General features: G+C 51.6%; 16 protein-coding genes and 1 pseudogene. 15 read left to right on the forward strand and 2 right to left on the reverse strand.

All coding sequences use genetic code 11. The annotated features are described in order from the left end of the window. Positions 1-30 precede the first annotated feature (30 nt). Positions 31-540, forward strand: coding sequence for a GNAT family N-acetyltransferase (locus P402_RS0104450; protein ID WP_026827603.1), 510 nt, complete (start codon positions 31-33; stop codon positions 538-540). Positions 541-595: 55 nt separating this feature from the next. On the opposite strand, the gene P402_RS0104455 is transcribed toward P402_RS0104450, so the two are convergent. Next, positions 596-961: a winged helix-turn-helix transcriptional regulator gene (locus tag P402_RS0104455; RefSeq protein ID WP_026827604.1), complete on the reverse strand. Its 366-nt coding sequence runs from the start codon at positions 959-961 to the stop codon at positions 596-598. 204 nt (positions 962-1,165) lie between these two features. On the opposite strand from P402_RS0104455, the gene hxlA reads away from it, so the two are divergent. Together hxlA and hxlB are read left to right on the forward strand one after the other, a co-directional pair. Beyond that, positions 1,166-1,801: a 3-hexulose-6-phosphate synthase gene (gene hxlA, locus P402_RS0104460; RefSeq protein WP_026827605.1), complete on the forward strand. Its 636-nt coding sequence runs from the start codon at positions 1,166-1,168 to the stop codon at positions 1,799-1,801. After that, on the forward strand, positions 1,802-2,350 hold the full coding sequence (gene hxlB, locus P402_RS0104465) for a 6-phospho-3-hexuloisomerase (RefSeq protein WP_026827606.1): 549 nt from the start codon (positions 1,802-1,804) through the stop codon (positions 2,348-2,350). Between the two features lie 138 nt (positions 2,351-2,488). On the opposite strand, the gene hisJ is transcribed toward hxlB, so the two are convergent. Next, the gene (gene hisJ / locus P402_RS0104470) at positions 2,489-3,283 is read right to left on the reverse strand and encodes a histidinol-phosphatase HisJ (protein WP_051525119.1); all 795 of its coding nucleotides are present in this window, start codon (positions 3,281-3,283) and stop codon (positions 2,489-2,491) included. Positions 3,284-3,414: 131 nt separating this feature from the next. Between hisJ and P402_RS0104475 the strand changes: the two genes are divergently transcribed. The 12 genes and pseudogenes from P402_RS0104475 to P402_RS0104530 all read left to right on the forward strand — a co-directional run bounded on the left by P402_RS0104475 (position 3,415) and on the right by P402_RS0104530 (position 12,765). Then, a complete protein-coding gene (locus tag P402_RS0104475; RefSeq protein WP_026827608.1) occupies positions 3,415-4,236 on the forward strand; it encodes an ATP phosphoribosyltransferase regulatory subunit in 822 nt (273 codons plus the stop codon). Next, a complete protein-coding gene (gene hisG / locus P402_RS0104480) occupies positions 4,237-4,845 on the forward strand; it encodes an ATP phosphoribosyltransferase (protein WP_012371233.1) in 609 nt (202 codons plus the stop codon). Beyond that, complete coding sequence (gene hisD / locus P402_RS0104485) at positions 4,845-6,062, forward strand: histidinol dehydrogenase (RefSeq protein WP_026827609.1); 1,218 nt, start codon at positions 4,845-4,847, stop codon at positions 6,060-6,062. The genes hisG and hisD overlap by 1 nt, the downstream gene beginning before the upstream one ends. Further along, complete coding sequence (locus P402_RS0104490) at positions 6,062-7,033, forward strand: pyridoxal phosphate-dependent aminotransferase (RefSeq protein WP_026827610.1); 972 nt, start codon at positions 6,062-6,064, stop codon at positions 7,031-7,033. Before hisD ends, P402_RS0104490 begins: the two co-directional genes overlap by 1 nt. After that, positions 7,006-7,587, forward strand: a complete 582-nt coding sequence (hisB, locus tag P402_RS0104495; RefSeq protein ID WP_012371230.1) for an imidazoleglycerol-phosphate dehydratase HisB — start codon at positions 7,006-7,008, stop codon at positions 7,585-7,587. The genes P402_RS0104490 and hisB overlap by 28 nt, the downstream gene beginning before the upstream one ends. Then, on the forward strand, positions 7,584-8,171 hold the full coding sequence (hisH, locus tag P402_RS0104500; RefSeq protein WP_026827611.1) for an imidazole glycerol phosphate synthase subunit HisH: 588 nt from the start codon (positions 7,584-7,586) through the stop codon (positions 8,169-8,171). The genes hisB and hisH overlap by 4 nt, the downstream gene beginning before the upstream one ends. Next, positions 8,144-8,848: a 1-(5-phosphoribosyl)-5-[(5-phosphoribosylamino)methylideneamino]imidazole-4-carboxamide isomerase gene (gene hisA / locus P402_RS0104505; protein ID WP_026827612.1), complete on the forward strand. Its 705-nt coding sequence runs from the start codon at positions 8,144-8,146 to the stop codon at positions 8,846-8,848. The genes hisH and hisA overlap by 28 nt, the downstream gene beginning before the upstream one ends. Beyond that, the gene (gene hisF, locus P402_RS0104510) at positions 8,842-9,591 is read left to right on the forward strand and encodes an imidazole glycerol phosphate synthase subunit HisF (protein WP_026827613.1); all 750 of its coding nucleotides are present in this window, start codon (positions 8,842-8,844) and stop codon (positions 9,589-9,591) included. Before hisA ends, hisF begins: the two co-directional genes overlap by 7 nt. Continuing rightward, positions 9,588-10,203, forward strand: a pseudogene (gene hisIE / locus P402_RS17245) (bifunctional phosphoribosyl-AMP cyclohydrolase/phosphoribosyl-ATP diphosphatase HisIE). Before hisF ends, hisIE begins: the two are co-directional and overlap by 4 nt. Before the next feature lie 223 nt (positions 10,204-10,426). Beyond that, the gene (trhA, locus tag P402_RS0104520) at positions 10,427-11,092 is read left to right on the forward strand and encodes a PAQR family membrane homeostasis protein TrhA (RefSeq protein ID WP_026827614.1); all 666 of its coding nucleotides are present in this window, start codon (positions 10,427-10,429) and stop codon (positions 11,090-11,092) included. After that, on the forward strand, positions 11,089-11,763 hold the full coding sequence (locus tag P402_RS0104525; RefSeq protein WP_026827615.1) for a TVP38/TMEM64 family protein: 675 nt from the start codon (positions 11,089-11,091) through the stop codon (positions 11,761-11,763). Before trhA ends, P402_RS0104525 begins: the two co-directional genes overlap by 4 nt. A gap of 84 nt (positions 11,764-11,847) precedes the next feature. Beyond that, positions 11,848-12,765, forward strand: a complete 918-nt coding sequence (locus P402_RS0104530) for a proline dehydrogenase family protein (protein ID WP_026827616.1) — start codon at positions 11,848-11,850, stop codon at positions 12,763-12,765. Positions 12,766-12,971: the final 206 nt, after the last annotated feature.

Below are 12,971 nucleotides of genomic sequence, written 5' to 3' on the forward strand. Positions count from 1 at the left end.
GATTAATTATACAGAAAGGCGCTGAAATTGATGATACGACGAGCCACCTTAATGGACGGAAAAGCCTTATCGGACTTGATGCGACGAATTGATCGGGAAACGAAATATATGTTGTATGAACCGGAAGAACGCAGCATGTCAACGGAGCAGGCGGAAGCGTTCATCGAACGATTTGGTCAGGCAGCGAACTCGGACATCTTCGTCGTCGATGTCGATGAACAGCTCGTCGGTTATGTGTTGGTCGTCGGTGGCAAACCAAGTCGAATCCGTCACCGGGCGAACCTCGTGATCGGTTTGCTCGATGCCTATACCGGTCGTGGTCTCGGTGCCGGGTTACTCGAAGCGGTCGATACGTTTGCCGTCGAAGCGGGACTTGTCCGGCTCGAACTGACGGTTCGCAAAGATAACCTGCGGGCAATCGAGTTGTATCATAAGTTCGGCTTCAATATTGAAGGCACGCGGATTGCTTCTTTGATGATTGACGGCGAGTACGTCGACGAACTGGCGATGTCGAAGATTTTTACAACGGAAGAAATCTAAAAAAGATGCTCGGTTGCCTCCTCTCAGATTGAGACGGGACAGACGAGCATCTTTTTTATTGGGATAATTTTTGTTGTTCGAACTCGACTTCGAGGACATTTTTGGCGTAATCCTTGCCCCAGTCGTACATCGCGTCCAAAATCGGCATCAGGCTGTGGCCGTGTGGCGTCAACGAATATTCGACCTTCGGCGGAACGACCGGATAGACTTCCCGGTGGATGATATGGTGATCTTCCAGCTCCCGTAACTGATTGACGAGCATCCGTTGCGTAATGCCGGGCATCAGACTTTTCAGCTCTCCGAAACGTTTAGTCCCTTCTTTACCAAGGTGCCAAAGAATCAGCATCTTCCATTTGCCCCCGATGATCGATAGGGTCAATTCCTTTTCACAATTAAACTGCCGGTCTTCAAAATGTGGCATCAATCCACCTCCTTTTTTAGTATAGTCCTCTTGTCATCGACAGTATACTTTTCCGCACTATGTATGAAAAACCGCACTATGTAAATTAAAAGTGCGTACTTCCCAAGTTCGTCTATCAGGATTATATTTAGTCATGTTCCTTCACGAACGTCAGAAGGAAGTGCCAGGATCCATAAATAGAGAGAAGAATGGGAGAGATAGATCATGAAATTACAATTAGCAATCGATTTAGTAGATACAGCAGGTGCCATCGCTTTAGTCAAAGAAATTGGTGAAGAAAACTTAGATATCGTTGAGATCGGGACACCGGTCGTCATCAACGAAGGGCTTCGCGCCGTTAAAGAAATGAAAGCGGCATTCCCGAACTTAACGGTTCTCGCCGACTTAAAAATCATGGATGCTGCCGGCTATGAAGTCAGCCAAGCTGTCGCACACGGTGCTGACATCGTGACGATTCTTGGAGCAGCCGAAGATATGTCGATCCAAGGTGCCGTTGAAGAAGCGAAAAAATCAGGCAAGAAGATTTTGGTTGATATGATCGCTGTCAAAGATATCGCGACACGTGCGAAAGAGCTTGATGAACTTGGTGTTGACTACATCTGTGTCCACACAGGTTATGATCTTCAAGCCGTCGGTCAAAACTCGTTCGAGGATCTCGCAACAATCAAATCGGTTGTTAAAAACGCCAAAACAGCAGTTGCTGGTGGCATCAAGATGGAGACATTACCAGAAGTTATCGCAGCACGTCCAGACCTCATCATCGTCGGTGGCGGGATTACCGGACAAGACGACAAACAAGGAACAGCGTCAACGATGCGTCGGATGCTGCAAGAGGCGTAAATGACACATATTCAAACGATTTTACAAGAGCTGACGTCGACGGTCGAAGCGATTGATCAAGCCGAGACGACGCAACTCGCCGAAGCCGTTCTGAAGGCAGACCGGATCTTTCTCGCTGGAGCCGGTCGCTCCGGCTTGATGGGCAAAGCGTTTGTCATGCGCTTGATGCATATGGGACTTGATGCATATGTCGTCGGTGAGACGGTCACCGCGAATTTGCGTGAAGGAGACTTGTTGATCATCGGATCAGGATCCGGTGAGACGAAAACACTCGTTCCAATCGTCGAGAAAGCGAAACAGATCGGTGGAACCGTCGCGGTCGTCACGATTGAGCCGACGTCGACACTGGCGAAGTTAGCAGACTTGACTGTGAAACTGCCGGGAGTGCCGAAAGAACGGACAGCCACAGCGGACGAAACAGTTCAACCGATGGGATCGTTGTTTGAACAAACGATGTTGCTGTTCTATGATGCCTTGATTCTCCACATCATGGCGGCGAAACAACTTGATTCAAAAACGATGTACGGCAAACATGCCAACTTAGAATAGAAGATATCATAAGACCGGTAGACGTGTGCGACACGTTTGCGGGTCTTTTTTTGTTTGGCATGAAAAAATCGCCCGTTTCACGCAACTCCTGACAGAGTTGATGAAAACGAGCGATTCTTTTTTTACATATCTAATTTCTCACCATTTCATGTCAAAATCAGCACCGACGTCTTTCGCGAGGTGCGCATCCGATCCGTAAACAAGTGGAATGCCTAAAGACTGCGTGAGTTGCAGGAGTTCCGGGTAAGGATAGGAAAGACCGCATAACGGTTTCCGCAGGCCTGCCGTATTGAGATCAAGCGTAAAGTCGGCCTGACGGATTTTACGGACCGTCTCGTCAAGGTTCGCCGGCGTCTGCTCGAGCGGATAGGCTTGGATGAATTTTGTCGGCAACGTCAGGTGACCGAGACGTTTTGGTTGGTGTGTCCCGAGGTTCGTCATGACGAGCGCTTGGATGCCTTCGTAATACCGTTCGTGAGCGGCCGTGACACTGCCTGTCGCCGTGACGATCTCACCAAAACTTTCCTTGCTGAAGTCGACCATGTAATAACGGTCCTCGATCCAGAGGTAGTGCAGCGACAGGATGCCGTCCGTCAGCTCGGGACCATAACGGGCGATGATGTCACGCGTACCGTCGACGTCATGCTCCCAGTAATCAAACTCCATCCCGATCCGGATGTCGATATCGTTTTTGTATGTGTCGCGTAACATCTTTAGTTCTTCAATGTAGCGTTCGGCTGTCGCAAACGACATTCCGGAATCGTTGTCGGGTGCCGGATCGACGAGTCCTTCCGGAAGCGGGGCGTGCTCGGTGAAGCTGATCCGTTCGAGACCTTGTAACAGGGCGCGTTCGATATACGCTTCAAGTGGATCCTTTGTTCCGTGCGGACAATACGGGCTGTGGACGTGACCGTCCCATTTGATCAATTGCATGACAAAACCTCCAATATGTTTTTTTCGGTACGAAAACAGGCAAAAGGATTGACAATCGAACCACAAAAAAGGTATCTTATCGTTAAATAATTTAGCGTGGTACAGTGATAACAAGATAAAGGAGTGGCGACATGCAATCATTTTCTACGATTCGACTCAAAGACGGGGCGACGGACTACGTCGGGCAATCAGCTGAACGCCTGCAACGTGTCATCCGCCAACTCGAGGATGGGCTCGAACAATCTAACTATACCCGATTAATCACCCCTTTAATTGAAGAAGTCGGTGGCCGGGAACAAATTCGGATGGATTTTACGACAAGTGTCGCGCGGGCGCTCAGTGAGCGGGGCCGCGAACAATATAAGCGCGTCTTTTACAGTGGTTCGGTCTTCCAGCCGGAAGAAAAGTTCCAAGTCGGGTTTGAAGAGCGGGGCGTCATTGCCGAGGTTGAAGCGATCCAACTCGGTGTCCGGTTGATCGAAGAATTGACCGGTAAAGAAGTGACGTTGTCGATCGGCGACGCCGGATTGATTGAACACTTGATTGAAACCCGGGTCGGTGATCACCACCTGCGGGATCAAGTGACACAGATGTTGCGGTTACGGAACGTCATCGAACTGAAACGGATTGCCCGTGAACTCGATGATGCCTTGCTCGCCAAACTCCCGCTTTTGTTTGGTCGGGAAGGCGCGGAACAGATCTTGCCGTATGTCGACGAAACCCGCTTAAATGCTGTCATCGATTTAGCAGACGCCGTCAATGCCGATCTCGACTTCGGACAGATGGGGCTGCAGACATACTATGATGGTGTGACGATTCACGGTTTCATCGAAGGTGTGACCGAACCGGTATTGGTCGGAGGACGATACGACCGGCTGTACGAACAATTTGGTCAGGAACAACAAGCGTTCGGAATCGGGTTTTCCGTCGAACGACTCGCGGAGGTGCTCTAAATGCGGATTGGGATTACGAAAGGCCGGCTGTCGAAAACGACGGAACGGTATTTAAAAGAAGCAGGGGTCGAAACGTGGGGGGCGATCGAACGTGAATTGATCGTCAAGCGCGGCGAACACGAATTCGTCTTCATGAAAGGATCGGATTTGATTCCGTACGTCGCCCAAGGCGTCCTCGACGTCGCCATCACCGGCAGCGACATCCTGCTCGAATCGGATCAGGAATTGTCGGAACTGGCAGAATTACCATTCGGGATTTGCCGGATGTCGGTCTGTGCGAAAGAACCGTTGCAGTTCGAAGGCGGACGTCGGGTCCGGATTGCGACCAAATATCCGGTCATCGCGAAACGTTACTTCAGTGAACTTGGTGTCGATGTCGATATCGTGCCGTTGAACGGTTCGGTTGAACTGGCACCATTGCTCGGACTGGCCGATGCAATCGTCGATATCGTCGAAACGGGTGAGACACTCCGGGCGAACGGTCTCAACGAATATGAAAAAATTATCGATATCAACGCCCGATTCTTTACAAGCGAGTGGACGTTGAAACGCAAACGCGTCGAAGTGATTCAATTACTCGAACAGCTGACAGAAGGAGTGACTCGGTAATGGCAACGACAAAAAACTTCAGTGTCGACCGTGAGACGGAGCAAGCTGTCCGGTCGATTCTGGAACAAGTGGCAAACGACGGCGATGCGGCCGTCCGTCGCTATACAAGTGAATTTGACCGCGTTGATTTAACAGACTTCCGTTTGGATGAAACGAAGATTCAAGAAGCGTTTGATCAAGCCGATCCGAATCTGGTCGACTCGTTAAAACTGATGGCGACCCGACTCGTCGAGTGGCACGAACAAGAATTGCCGTCCGACATCGAGCTCGTCGAAGCGGACGTCACCCGTCGCCAACGGTTTGTTCCGGTTGACTCGGTTGGGATTTATGTCCCGGGCGGAGCCGCAAGTTATCCGTCGACCGTCCTGATGAACGCGATTCCGGCTAAAGTCGCCGGCGTCGAGCGGGTCGTCATGGTAACACCGGTCACCGGACTCAGCACAGAAGTGTTGGTCGCTGCGAAAATCGCCGGTGTGACAGAAATCTATACAATCGGTGGCGCCCAAGCCGTCGCTGCCTTGACGTTCGGTACGGAATCGATTCAAGCAGTTGATTTGATCGTCGGACCGGGCAACCGGTTTGTTGCCGAAGCAAAACGTCAAGTCTACGGCATCGTCGGCATCGACTCGGTTGCCGGACCGTCAGAAGTCGTCGTCATCGCTGATGAGACGGCACATCCGGACCGGATTGCCGCTGATTTACTCGCACAAGCGGAACACGACCGAGATGCGGTCGCGATCGCCTTCGTCCCGACGGAAGCGATGAAAGCGGACGTCGATGCGAACATCGAACGCCGCTTGCAACAACTGCCACGCCAGGAGATTGCACGCCGGGCGATGGAAAACGGTGGTGTCTTCGTTGCCTCACTTGATGATGCGATTGAAGAAGCAAACCGTCTGGCCGCCGAACACTTGGAGCTCGCCGTCGCGAACCCGCAAGAGGTCGTCAAGTTGATCCGTCACGCGGGGATGATTTTCCTCGGACACGAAACACCGGAAACACTCGGGGATTATGTCGCCGGGACGAACCACGTCTTACCGACATCCGGGACGGCCCGCTTTGCGTCCGGCTTATCAGCACGAACGTTCTTACGTCACCAGACGATGCTCGAAGCGACACGGGAAGGTGTCGCTCGACTAGCGAATGCCGCGAAAACGGTCGCTCGGGTCGAAGGACTCGAAGCACACGCACAAGCGATAGAAGTGAGGGAGAACTGATGCGATTACACCAAAACGAACGATTTACGGCACACAGCCCGGTTGGCATCGAGACGATCAAACAACTCGTCGAGACGTTTCCCATCAATGAATACCCGGTCGAAGTCATCGATCAAGTCAAAGCATCGTACAGCGCCTATGCCGGTGTCCGTCCGACGCAACTCGTGGCCGGGAACGGCTCCGACGAACTGATTGGCTACCTCTGTGCCCGCTACGCCGGTCCAGAGTCACCAGTTATCGCCTCGCAACCGGACTTCGTCATGTATCAGTTTTATGCTGACCGCGCACGGGCCGACTTCAGTAAAGTCCCGTTGCTCGACGGGATGGCACTCGATGTCGATGGACTGCTCGCTGCACCAGGTAACATCATCTTCCTCAGTCACCCGCATAATCCGTCGGGGATTTTACGGAAGGAAGCGGATGTCCGCCGATTGCTCGACAGCGGAAAATATGTCGTGATTGATGAAGCCTACATCGACTTTGCCTTTGAGCAATCGATGGTCGGTTTACTCGATGAGTATCCGAACGCGATCATTCTCCGGACGTTGTCGAAAGCATTTGGTCTCGCCTCACTGCGGCTCGGCTTCCTGATTGCCAGTGAACAGATTGTTGCGGAAATCGAATCAATCAAGTCGCCGTATAATGTTTCCGGACTCTCGGCTGCCGTCGGGATCGCCATCATGGCCGAGCCGGAACTGGATCTCGTCTTGGAAGAAACGTTCGCGAGCCGGGACACGATTGCCCGTCTGGTCGAACCGCTTGGCAGAACGTATCCGAGTGCTGCGAATTTTGTTTACGTTGAATATGAGGAAGCTGAACGCTTCACCGAACGTTGTGCCAACGCCGGACTGCGGATCCGTTTGTTTGACGGAGCCTTCCGTGTCAGTTGCGGTTCGAAGGAAGCGATGGAAATCTTAGAGAAATGTGTAGAGGAGGAACTGCAATGCGTCGTGGGACAAGTGAACGAGTAAGTTCAGAATCAGAAATCAAGGTGGCGGTCGACCTCAGTGGCGGACCGGTTGAGATTAAGACGGGCGTCGGTTTCTTTGATCACATGTTGACGTTGTTTGCCTTCCAGGCCCGGATTGGTCTGGTGATCGAAGCGAAGGGCGATCTCTGGATCGATGCCCACCATACAGTCGAAGATACAGCGATCGTCCTCGGAGCTGCCTTGACGGAAGCGTTAGGCGACAAAGCCGGCATCGAACGGTACGGCGAATCACGTGTGCCGATGGACGAGACGCTTGCCTCGGTCGTCCTCGACTTCAGCGGTCGTCCGTATACGGTCTTCCTCGCCGAATTCAAAAATCCGAAGCTCGGTGATTTTGATACGGAACTGGCGGAAGAGTTTTTCCAAGGCTTGTCCCGCAGTGCCCGGATGACGATTCATGCCCAAGTCCTTTACGGCTCGAATACGCACCACATGATCGAAGGATTGTTTAAGGCACTCGGTCGTGCTGTCCGTCAGGCGGTTGCCGTGACCGGTGACGGCGTCCCGTCAACGAAAGGACTGATTGACCAATGATCGCAATCGTAGATTATGGTGTCGGCAATATCGCGAACATCGAACGGGCGTTAAAAGAGCTCGGGGAAGCCGTCATCGTTACAAGTGATCTGGAGTTACTTGGACAGGCGGAAGCGCTCGTCTTACCGGGTGTCGGTGCCTATGCGCCGGCAATGGCCCGGTTAGAAGAGACGGGATTGATTGAGTTCTTACAGAAACAAGCGACGAAAAAACCGTTCCTCGGGATTTGTCTCGGGATGCAACTGCTGTTTGAGTCAAGTGATGAAGACGGACAGACACAAGGGCTCGGTATTTTACCGGGAACAGTCGAAAAGTTACCGAGTGACGTCCGCTTACCGCACATGGGCTGGCATCAGTTGACGAACCATGGCGAAGCGGTTTATTTCGTTCACTCGTATGGTGCCGTCTGTGATCCGGACTGGATCGTCGACTCGGTCGAGTACGGACGACTCGTCCCGGCCATCGTCCAAAAGGACTTGGTGACAGGGATGCAATTCCACCCGGAGAAGAGTGGCGAAGTCGGATTGAAATTACTTAAGGAATGGAGAGAGACGACATGCAACTCTACCCAGCAATCGATTTAATGAGCGGACAGGCCGTCCGGCTCAAACAAGGTGATTTTCAACAGCAGACCTTTTTCGGGGATGCGTTGACGATTGCGAGACGTTTTAAAGAAGATGGTGCGACAGCGATTCACCTGATTGATCTCGATGGCGCCAAAGCCGGTGAACCTCTTCACTTGAGCCTGATCGCGGACATCAAAAAAGAAACCGGTTTGTTCGTTGAAGCCGGCGGCGGCGTCCGCAATATCGAAACGGTCGAAGCGTACGTTGGCGCCGGGATTGACCGGATTTTGATCGGCACGGTTGCTCTTGAAGACGAAGCGTTGCTCGAACAGATGATTGAACGGGCCGGTGATAAGTTGGCTGTGGCACTTGATGCCAAAGACGGGATCGTCCAGACACGCGGCTGGCTCGAAGCGAGTGACTGGACGCTCGAACGGGCAATCGAACACTTGATTCAAAAAGGCATTAAGACATTTTTATACACGGATATCTCCCGCGACGGGATGATGCAGGGACCGGATGTCGACGGACTGAACCGCTTAAAACGGGACGGTGTTGAACTGATTGCGTCCGGTGGCGTGACAACAGTCGAAGACGTCGCCCGCTTAAAAGAAATCGGGATGGACGGTGCCGTCATCGGCCGTGCCTTGCTCGACGGTTCGTTGTCGTTGAAAGAGGTGCTTCGCGTATGTTGATGAAACGGATCATTCCTTGCCTCGATGTCAAGGAGGGGCGCGTCGTCAAAGGCGTGAAGTTTCAAAATCTGCGTGACCTCGGAGATCCCGTCGCCGTCGCGAAATACTATTACGAACAAGGTGCCGATGAGCTGGTATTACTTGATATCTCGGCAACGCAGGAAGGACGCGACACGATGCTCGATATCGTCGAGCGGGTGGCGGAAGTCATCTACATGCCGTTTACGGTCGGCGGCGGCATCAAGACACTGGAAGACGCGAAACGCTTGATCCGTGCCGGTGCCGATAAAGTCTCCCTCAATTCGTCGGCGTTACAGAACCCGCAACTGATTCAAGACATCAGCCGCTTGTTTGGTGTTCAGGCGACGGTCGTCGCGATCGATGCCAAGCGGACCGGTGACTCATGGGGCGTCTTCTCGCACGGTGGGACACAAGCCGTTGGACGGGATGCGATCGAATGGGCGAAGGAAGCCGTATCGCTTGGAGCCGGTGAACTGCTCGTCACGTCGATGGATGCCGACGGAACAAAAGACGGCTACGATTTGGAATTGATCCAACGCTTACGCGAAGTCGTCAATGTGCCGTTGATCGCCTCCGGTGGTGTCGGGACACTCGAACACTTGGCGGAAGGTCTCGAAGCGGGAGCCGATGCAGCACTCGCAGCATCGATTTTCCATGAAGCGACCTATACGATGCCGGAGACAAAAGACTACTTGAAGGCGAGAGGAGTCGACGTCCGATGATCGAATTGAATTTTTCGAAAGGACTCGTCGCGGCCGTGATTTTAGATGAAACGACGAACGATGTCCTGATGGTCGGCTTCATGGATCAGGCGGCTTACGACAAAACGCTTGCGACCGGACTCGTCACGTTCTTCTCACGGACGAAAAATCGGCTTTGGACGAAGGGCGAGACGAGCGGACATACGCTCGAACTGCGCCGTATGTGGATCGACTGCGATCAGGACAGTCTGTTGATCACTGTCAAAGCGAACGGACCGACGTGCCATACCGGCAATCGGACATGTTTCTATACAGAAGTGGAGGTGCCGCATGCTACATGAACTTGAACGCACGGTAAAAGAAAAAATCGCGTCGCAAGATGAGGCGTCTTATACAAACTACCTGGTCAAAGCGGGGCGAGAAAAAATCGCCAAGAAGTTTGGCGAAGAGGCCTTTGAAGTCGTCCTTGCGGGCGACGATACACTTGCGGAAGAGACAGCGGATTTGCTGTATCATTTGACAGTGTTACTTGCTGATCGGGGTGTTTCGTTCACCGACGTCGAAGCCGTCTTGAACGAACGTCACGGGACGAAGTCGACGTTTAAGGATCGACCGGATATCGAACAGTGGTAATTCATGACTCTGCATTCCTAAAACGGGATGCAGAGTTTTTTTGCTGAAAAAAACGGGAAAACAACAAAGGAAGTGTCATCAAATCGTCAGAACATTTTGATAGGCAATTAATAGAAAGCGGGCGTATAATCAAGAGCATAGTCTGTTTGTCCAGAAAGTAGGTGTCACCTTGATCACGAAAAAAGAAATCACGAAAACGATCAAAGAACAATCAAAAGAAACGATCGAAGAGTTGCTTGCGAAAGGCGACTCGTTAAAAGAAGAAGTGGCTAGTGCGATCACGCACGGACTGGGTGTTATCTTCAGTATCGTCGCTTTAGTATTGCTAGTCCTGCAAGCCTCGAAGTCGGGCAGTGCCTGGAACATCACCGCCGTCAGTATCTTTGGTGCGACGATGATTTTACTCTATCTGTTCTCGACGCTGATGCATTCGCTGATGCATACAAAAGCCAATAAAGTCCTGCAGATCCTCGACCACGCGGGAATCTACTTATTGATTGCCGGGAGCTATACGCCTTTCGCCTTGATCACGTTGCGCGGACCACTCGGTTGGACGTTGCTCGGCATCGTCTGGGGTGTCGGGATACTCGGGATCATCTGGAAATTGTATTCGACCGGAAAACACGTTTGGATTTCGAACGCCTCGTATTTGATTCTCGGCTGGTGTTGTCTATTCGCAATCAAACCGATGTATGAAGCGCTTGGTTTACAAGGATTCCTTCTCCTGCTTGGTGGGGGACTTGCCTATTCACTTGGTGTCATCTTTTACGTCTGGGCACGCTTGCCTTACAATCATGCGATTTGGCATCTGTTCGTACTCGCCGGCAGTATCTTAATTTTCTTGTCAATCTTCTATTACGTGGCGCCGGCATCGGCACCGCTGTCTTGAAAAACTTAAAGTTACGGGACTGGCTCCCGTTTACACTCTACATGCTGATGGGTGTTGGACTGCTCCTCTATTTCCGTTTTTCGGGAATGATGGAGCAGTTCGATATTCAAGCGTTGTCTGACTGGATTCGCCAGCAAGGCGCCTTCGGCATGTTGCTGTACATATTGGCTTATACAATTCGTCCGCTCGTCTTTTTCCCGGCGAGCTTGCTGACAGTCTTTGGCGGTTATACCTATGGTCCGTGGATTGGAACGATTCTCGACGTCGTCGGTGCCGGAACCGGCAGCCTGCTCAGCTTTTGGATTGCCCGCCTGCTTGGTCGGCGCGGGATTGAAAAAATCATCGGTACCGGCAAACTAACAGCGCTCGACGAACGGATTGCGACGAACGGATTTGTCGTCGTCTTGATCGTCCGGCTGATTCCGCTGTTTCCGTTTGACGCGATCAGTTACGCGTCGGGGTTATCGAAAATTAAATTCCGGCAGTTTGCACTCGCCAGTTACCTCGGTATCATTCCGGGCGCGTTTGTCTACAACAACATCGGTGCGAGTCTGCGGGATCCGTTTTCCTGGCAGTTTTTCTTTGCGATCTTCTTATATCTCTTATTTTTTACCGTCGGTTTTTTTGCACAACGGATGTTACGGAAAAAACAAAACAATGAGCATATGTAAGCGCTTTATGTCATAATATGAATGCAGAGATGTGAACCGACATGGTAAAACAGCCTAGCATTTATTTAGGGGGAGTAATGAGTGATGGAACGAGTATTACGGGATGGTTTTATCTTTTTATCGCAAAACAAGACATTGAATGGTCTGGCAAAACGGTATGGTCTTAAATTCGGTGCAGGTCGCTTCGTCGCGGGGGATTCACTGGAAGCCTCAAAACGCGCGATTCAGGATTTGAACTCAAAAGGATTATGCGTCACGATGGATCACCTCGGTGAGTTCATCTCAACGGTCGGAGAAGCGGAAATGATGACGCAGGAATGTATTCGTGCAGTGGAAATGATTGCGGAAGAGAAACTAGACTCGCAACTTTCACTGAAATTGACGTCACTTGGTCTTGATATCTCGGATGAATTGATCCGCTCGAACATGGAACGGATTTTGACACGGGCGAAGGAAGTCGGCGTCTTCGTCACAATCGATATGGAAGATGAGCCGCGTTGTGAAAAAACGATTCAATTATTCGAAGAATTACGTCAATCCTTTGATAATATCGGAACGGTCATTCAGTCTTACTTGTACCGGTCGGAAGACGACATCAAACGTGTCGGACGATTCGAGACGAACTTACGGATTGTCAAAGGCGCGTATAAAGAGCCGGCAACGGTCGCCTTCCCGGAAAAAGAAGATGTTGACCATAACTACATCAAGCTCGTCAAACTGCAACTCTCACTCGGTAACTATGCCGCAGTCGCGACGCATGACGATGCGATGATCGAACAGATTATCCGCTATGCGAAAGACAACGGTATCGGGAACGATAAGTTCGAATTCCAGATGCTGTACGGCATCCGCGTCGAGCGTCAGCTTGAACTCGTGAAGCTCGGCTATAAAGTCCGCGTCTACGTCCCGTACGGTCGTGACTGGTACGGTTACTTCATGCGCCGTTTGGCGGAACGTCCGGCGAACGTGGCGTTTGTCCTTAAAGGCATGGTTAAAGGTTAATAGGGAAACGTGAGATGGAGCTGTCATGGCTTCATCTTTTTTTATCATTTCTTAATGATTGTTCGAAAGATTTTTACGTCCCGTGCTTTCCTCAGGCGAGACGCAAGTCGCGGCTCTTTGACCCATGGGATCAACGAGCCGGGTCTTGCCTGTCTCTGACAGCGCAAAAAACCGCGCTTTTTCCCGTAGGAGTCACGGGAAGCAAA

Origin of the sequence: Exiguobacterium sibiricum 7-3, assembly GCF_000620865.1 — a bacterium.
GTDB classification, from domain to species: domain Bacteria; phylum Bacillota; class Bacilli; order Exiguobacteriales; family Exiguobacteriaceae; genus Exiguobacterium_A; species Exiguobacterium_A sibiricum_A.

Excerpts from the sequence above, each read along its gene's own strand:
- P402_RS0104450 (WP_026827603.1), top strand. The coding sequence starts at position 31 with ATGATACGACGAGCCACCTTAATGGACGGAAAAGCCTTATCGGACTTG.
- P402_RS0104455 (WP_026827604.1), bottom strand. The coding sequence starts at position 961 with ATGCCACATTTTGAAGACCGGCAGTTTAATTGTGAAAAGGAATTGACC.
- hxlA (WP_026827605.1), top strand. The coding sequence starts at position 1,166 with ATGAAATTACAATTAGCAATCGATTTAGTAGATACAGCAGGTGCCATC.
- hxlB (WP_026827606.1), top strand. The coding sequence starts at position 1,802 with ATGACACATATTCAAACGATTTTACAAGAGCTGACGTCGACGGTCGAA.
- hisJ (WP_051525119.1), bottom strand. The coding sequence starts at position 3,283 with ATGCAATTGATCAAATGGGACGGTCACGTCCACAGCCCGTATTGTCCG.
- P402_RS0104475 (WP_026827608.1), top strand. The coding sequence starts at position 3,415 with ATGCAATCATTTTCTACGATTCGACTCAAAGACGGGGCGACGGACTAC.
- hisG (WP_012371233.1), top strand. The coding sequence starts at position 4,237 with ATGCGGATTGGGATTACGAAAGGCCGGCTGTCGAAAACGACGGAACGG.
- hisD (WP_026827609.1), top strand. The coding sequence starts at position 4,845 with ATGGCAACGACAAAAAACTTCAGTGTCGACCGTGAGACGGAGCAAGCT.
- P402_RS0104490 (WP_026827610.1), top strand. The coding sequence starts at position 6,062 with ATGCGATTACACCAAAACGAACGATTTACGGCACACAGCCCGGTTGGC.
- hisB (WP_012371230.1), top strand. The coding sequence starts at position 7,006 with ATGCGTCGTGGGACAAGTGAACGAGTAAGTTCAGAATCAGAAATCAAG.
- hisH (WP_026827611.1), top strand. The coding sequence starts at position 7,584 with ATGATCGCAATCGTAGATTATGGTGTCGGCAATATCGCGAACATCGAA.
- hisA (WP_026827612.1), top strand. The coding sequence starts at position 8,144 with ATGCAACTCTACCCAGCAATCGATTTAATGAGCGGACAGGCCGTCCGG.
- hisF (WP_026827613.1), top strand. The coding sequence starts at position 8,842 with ATGTTGATGAAACGGATCATTCCTTGCCTCGATGTCAAGGAGGGGCGC.
- P402_RS0104530 (WP_026827616.1), top strand. The coding sequence starts at position 11,848 with ATGGAACGAGTATTACGGGATGGTTTTATCTTTTTATCGCAAAACAAG.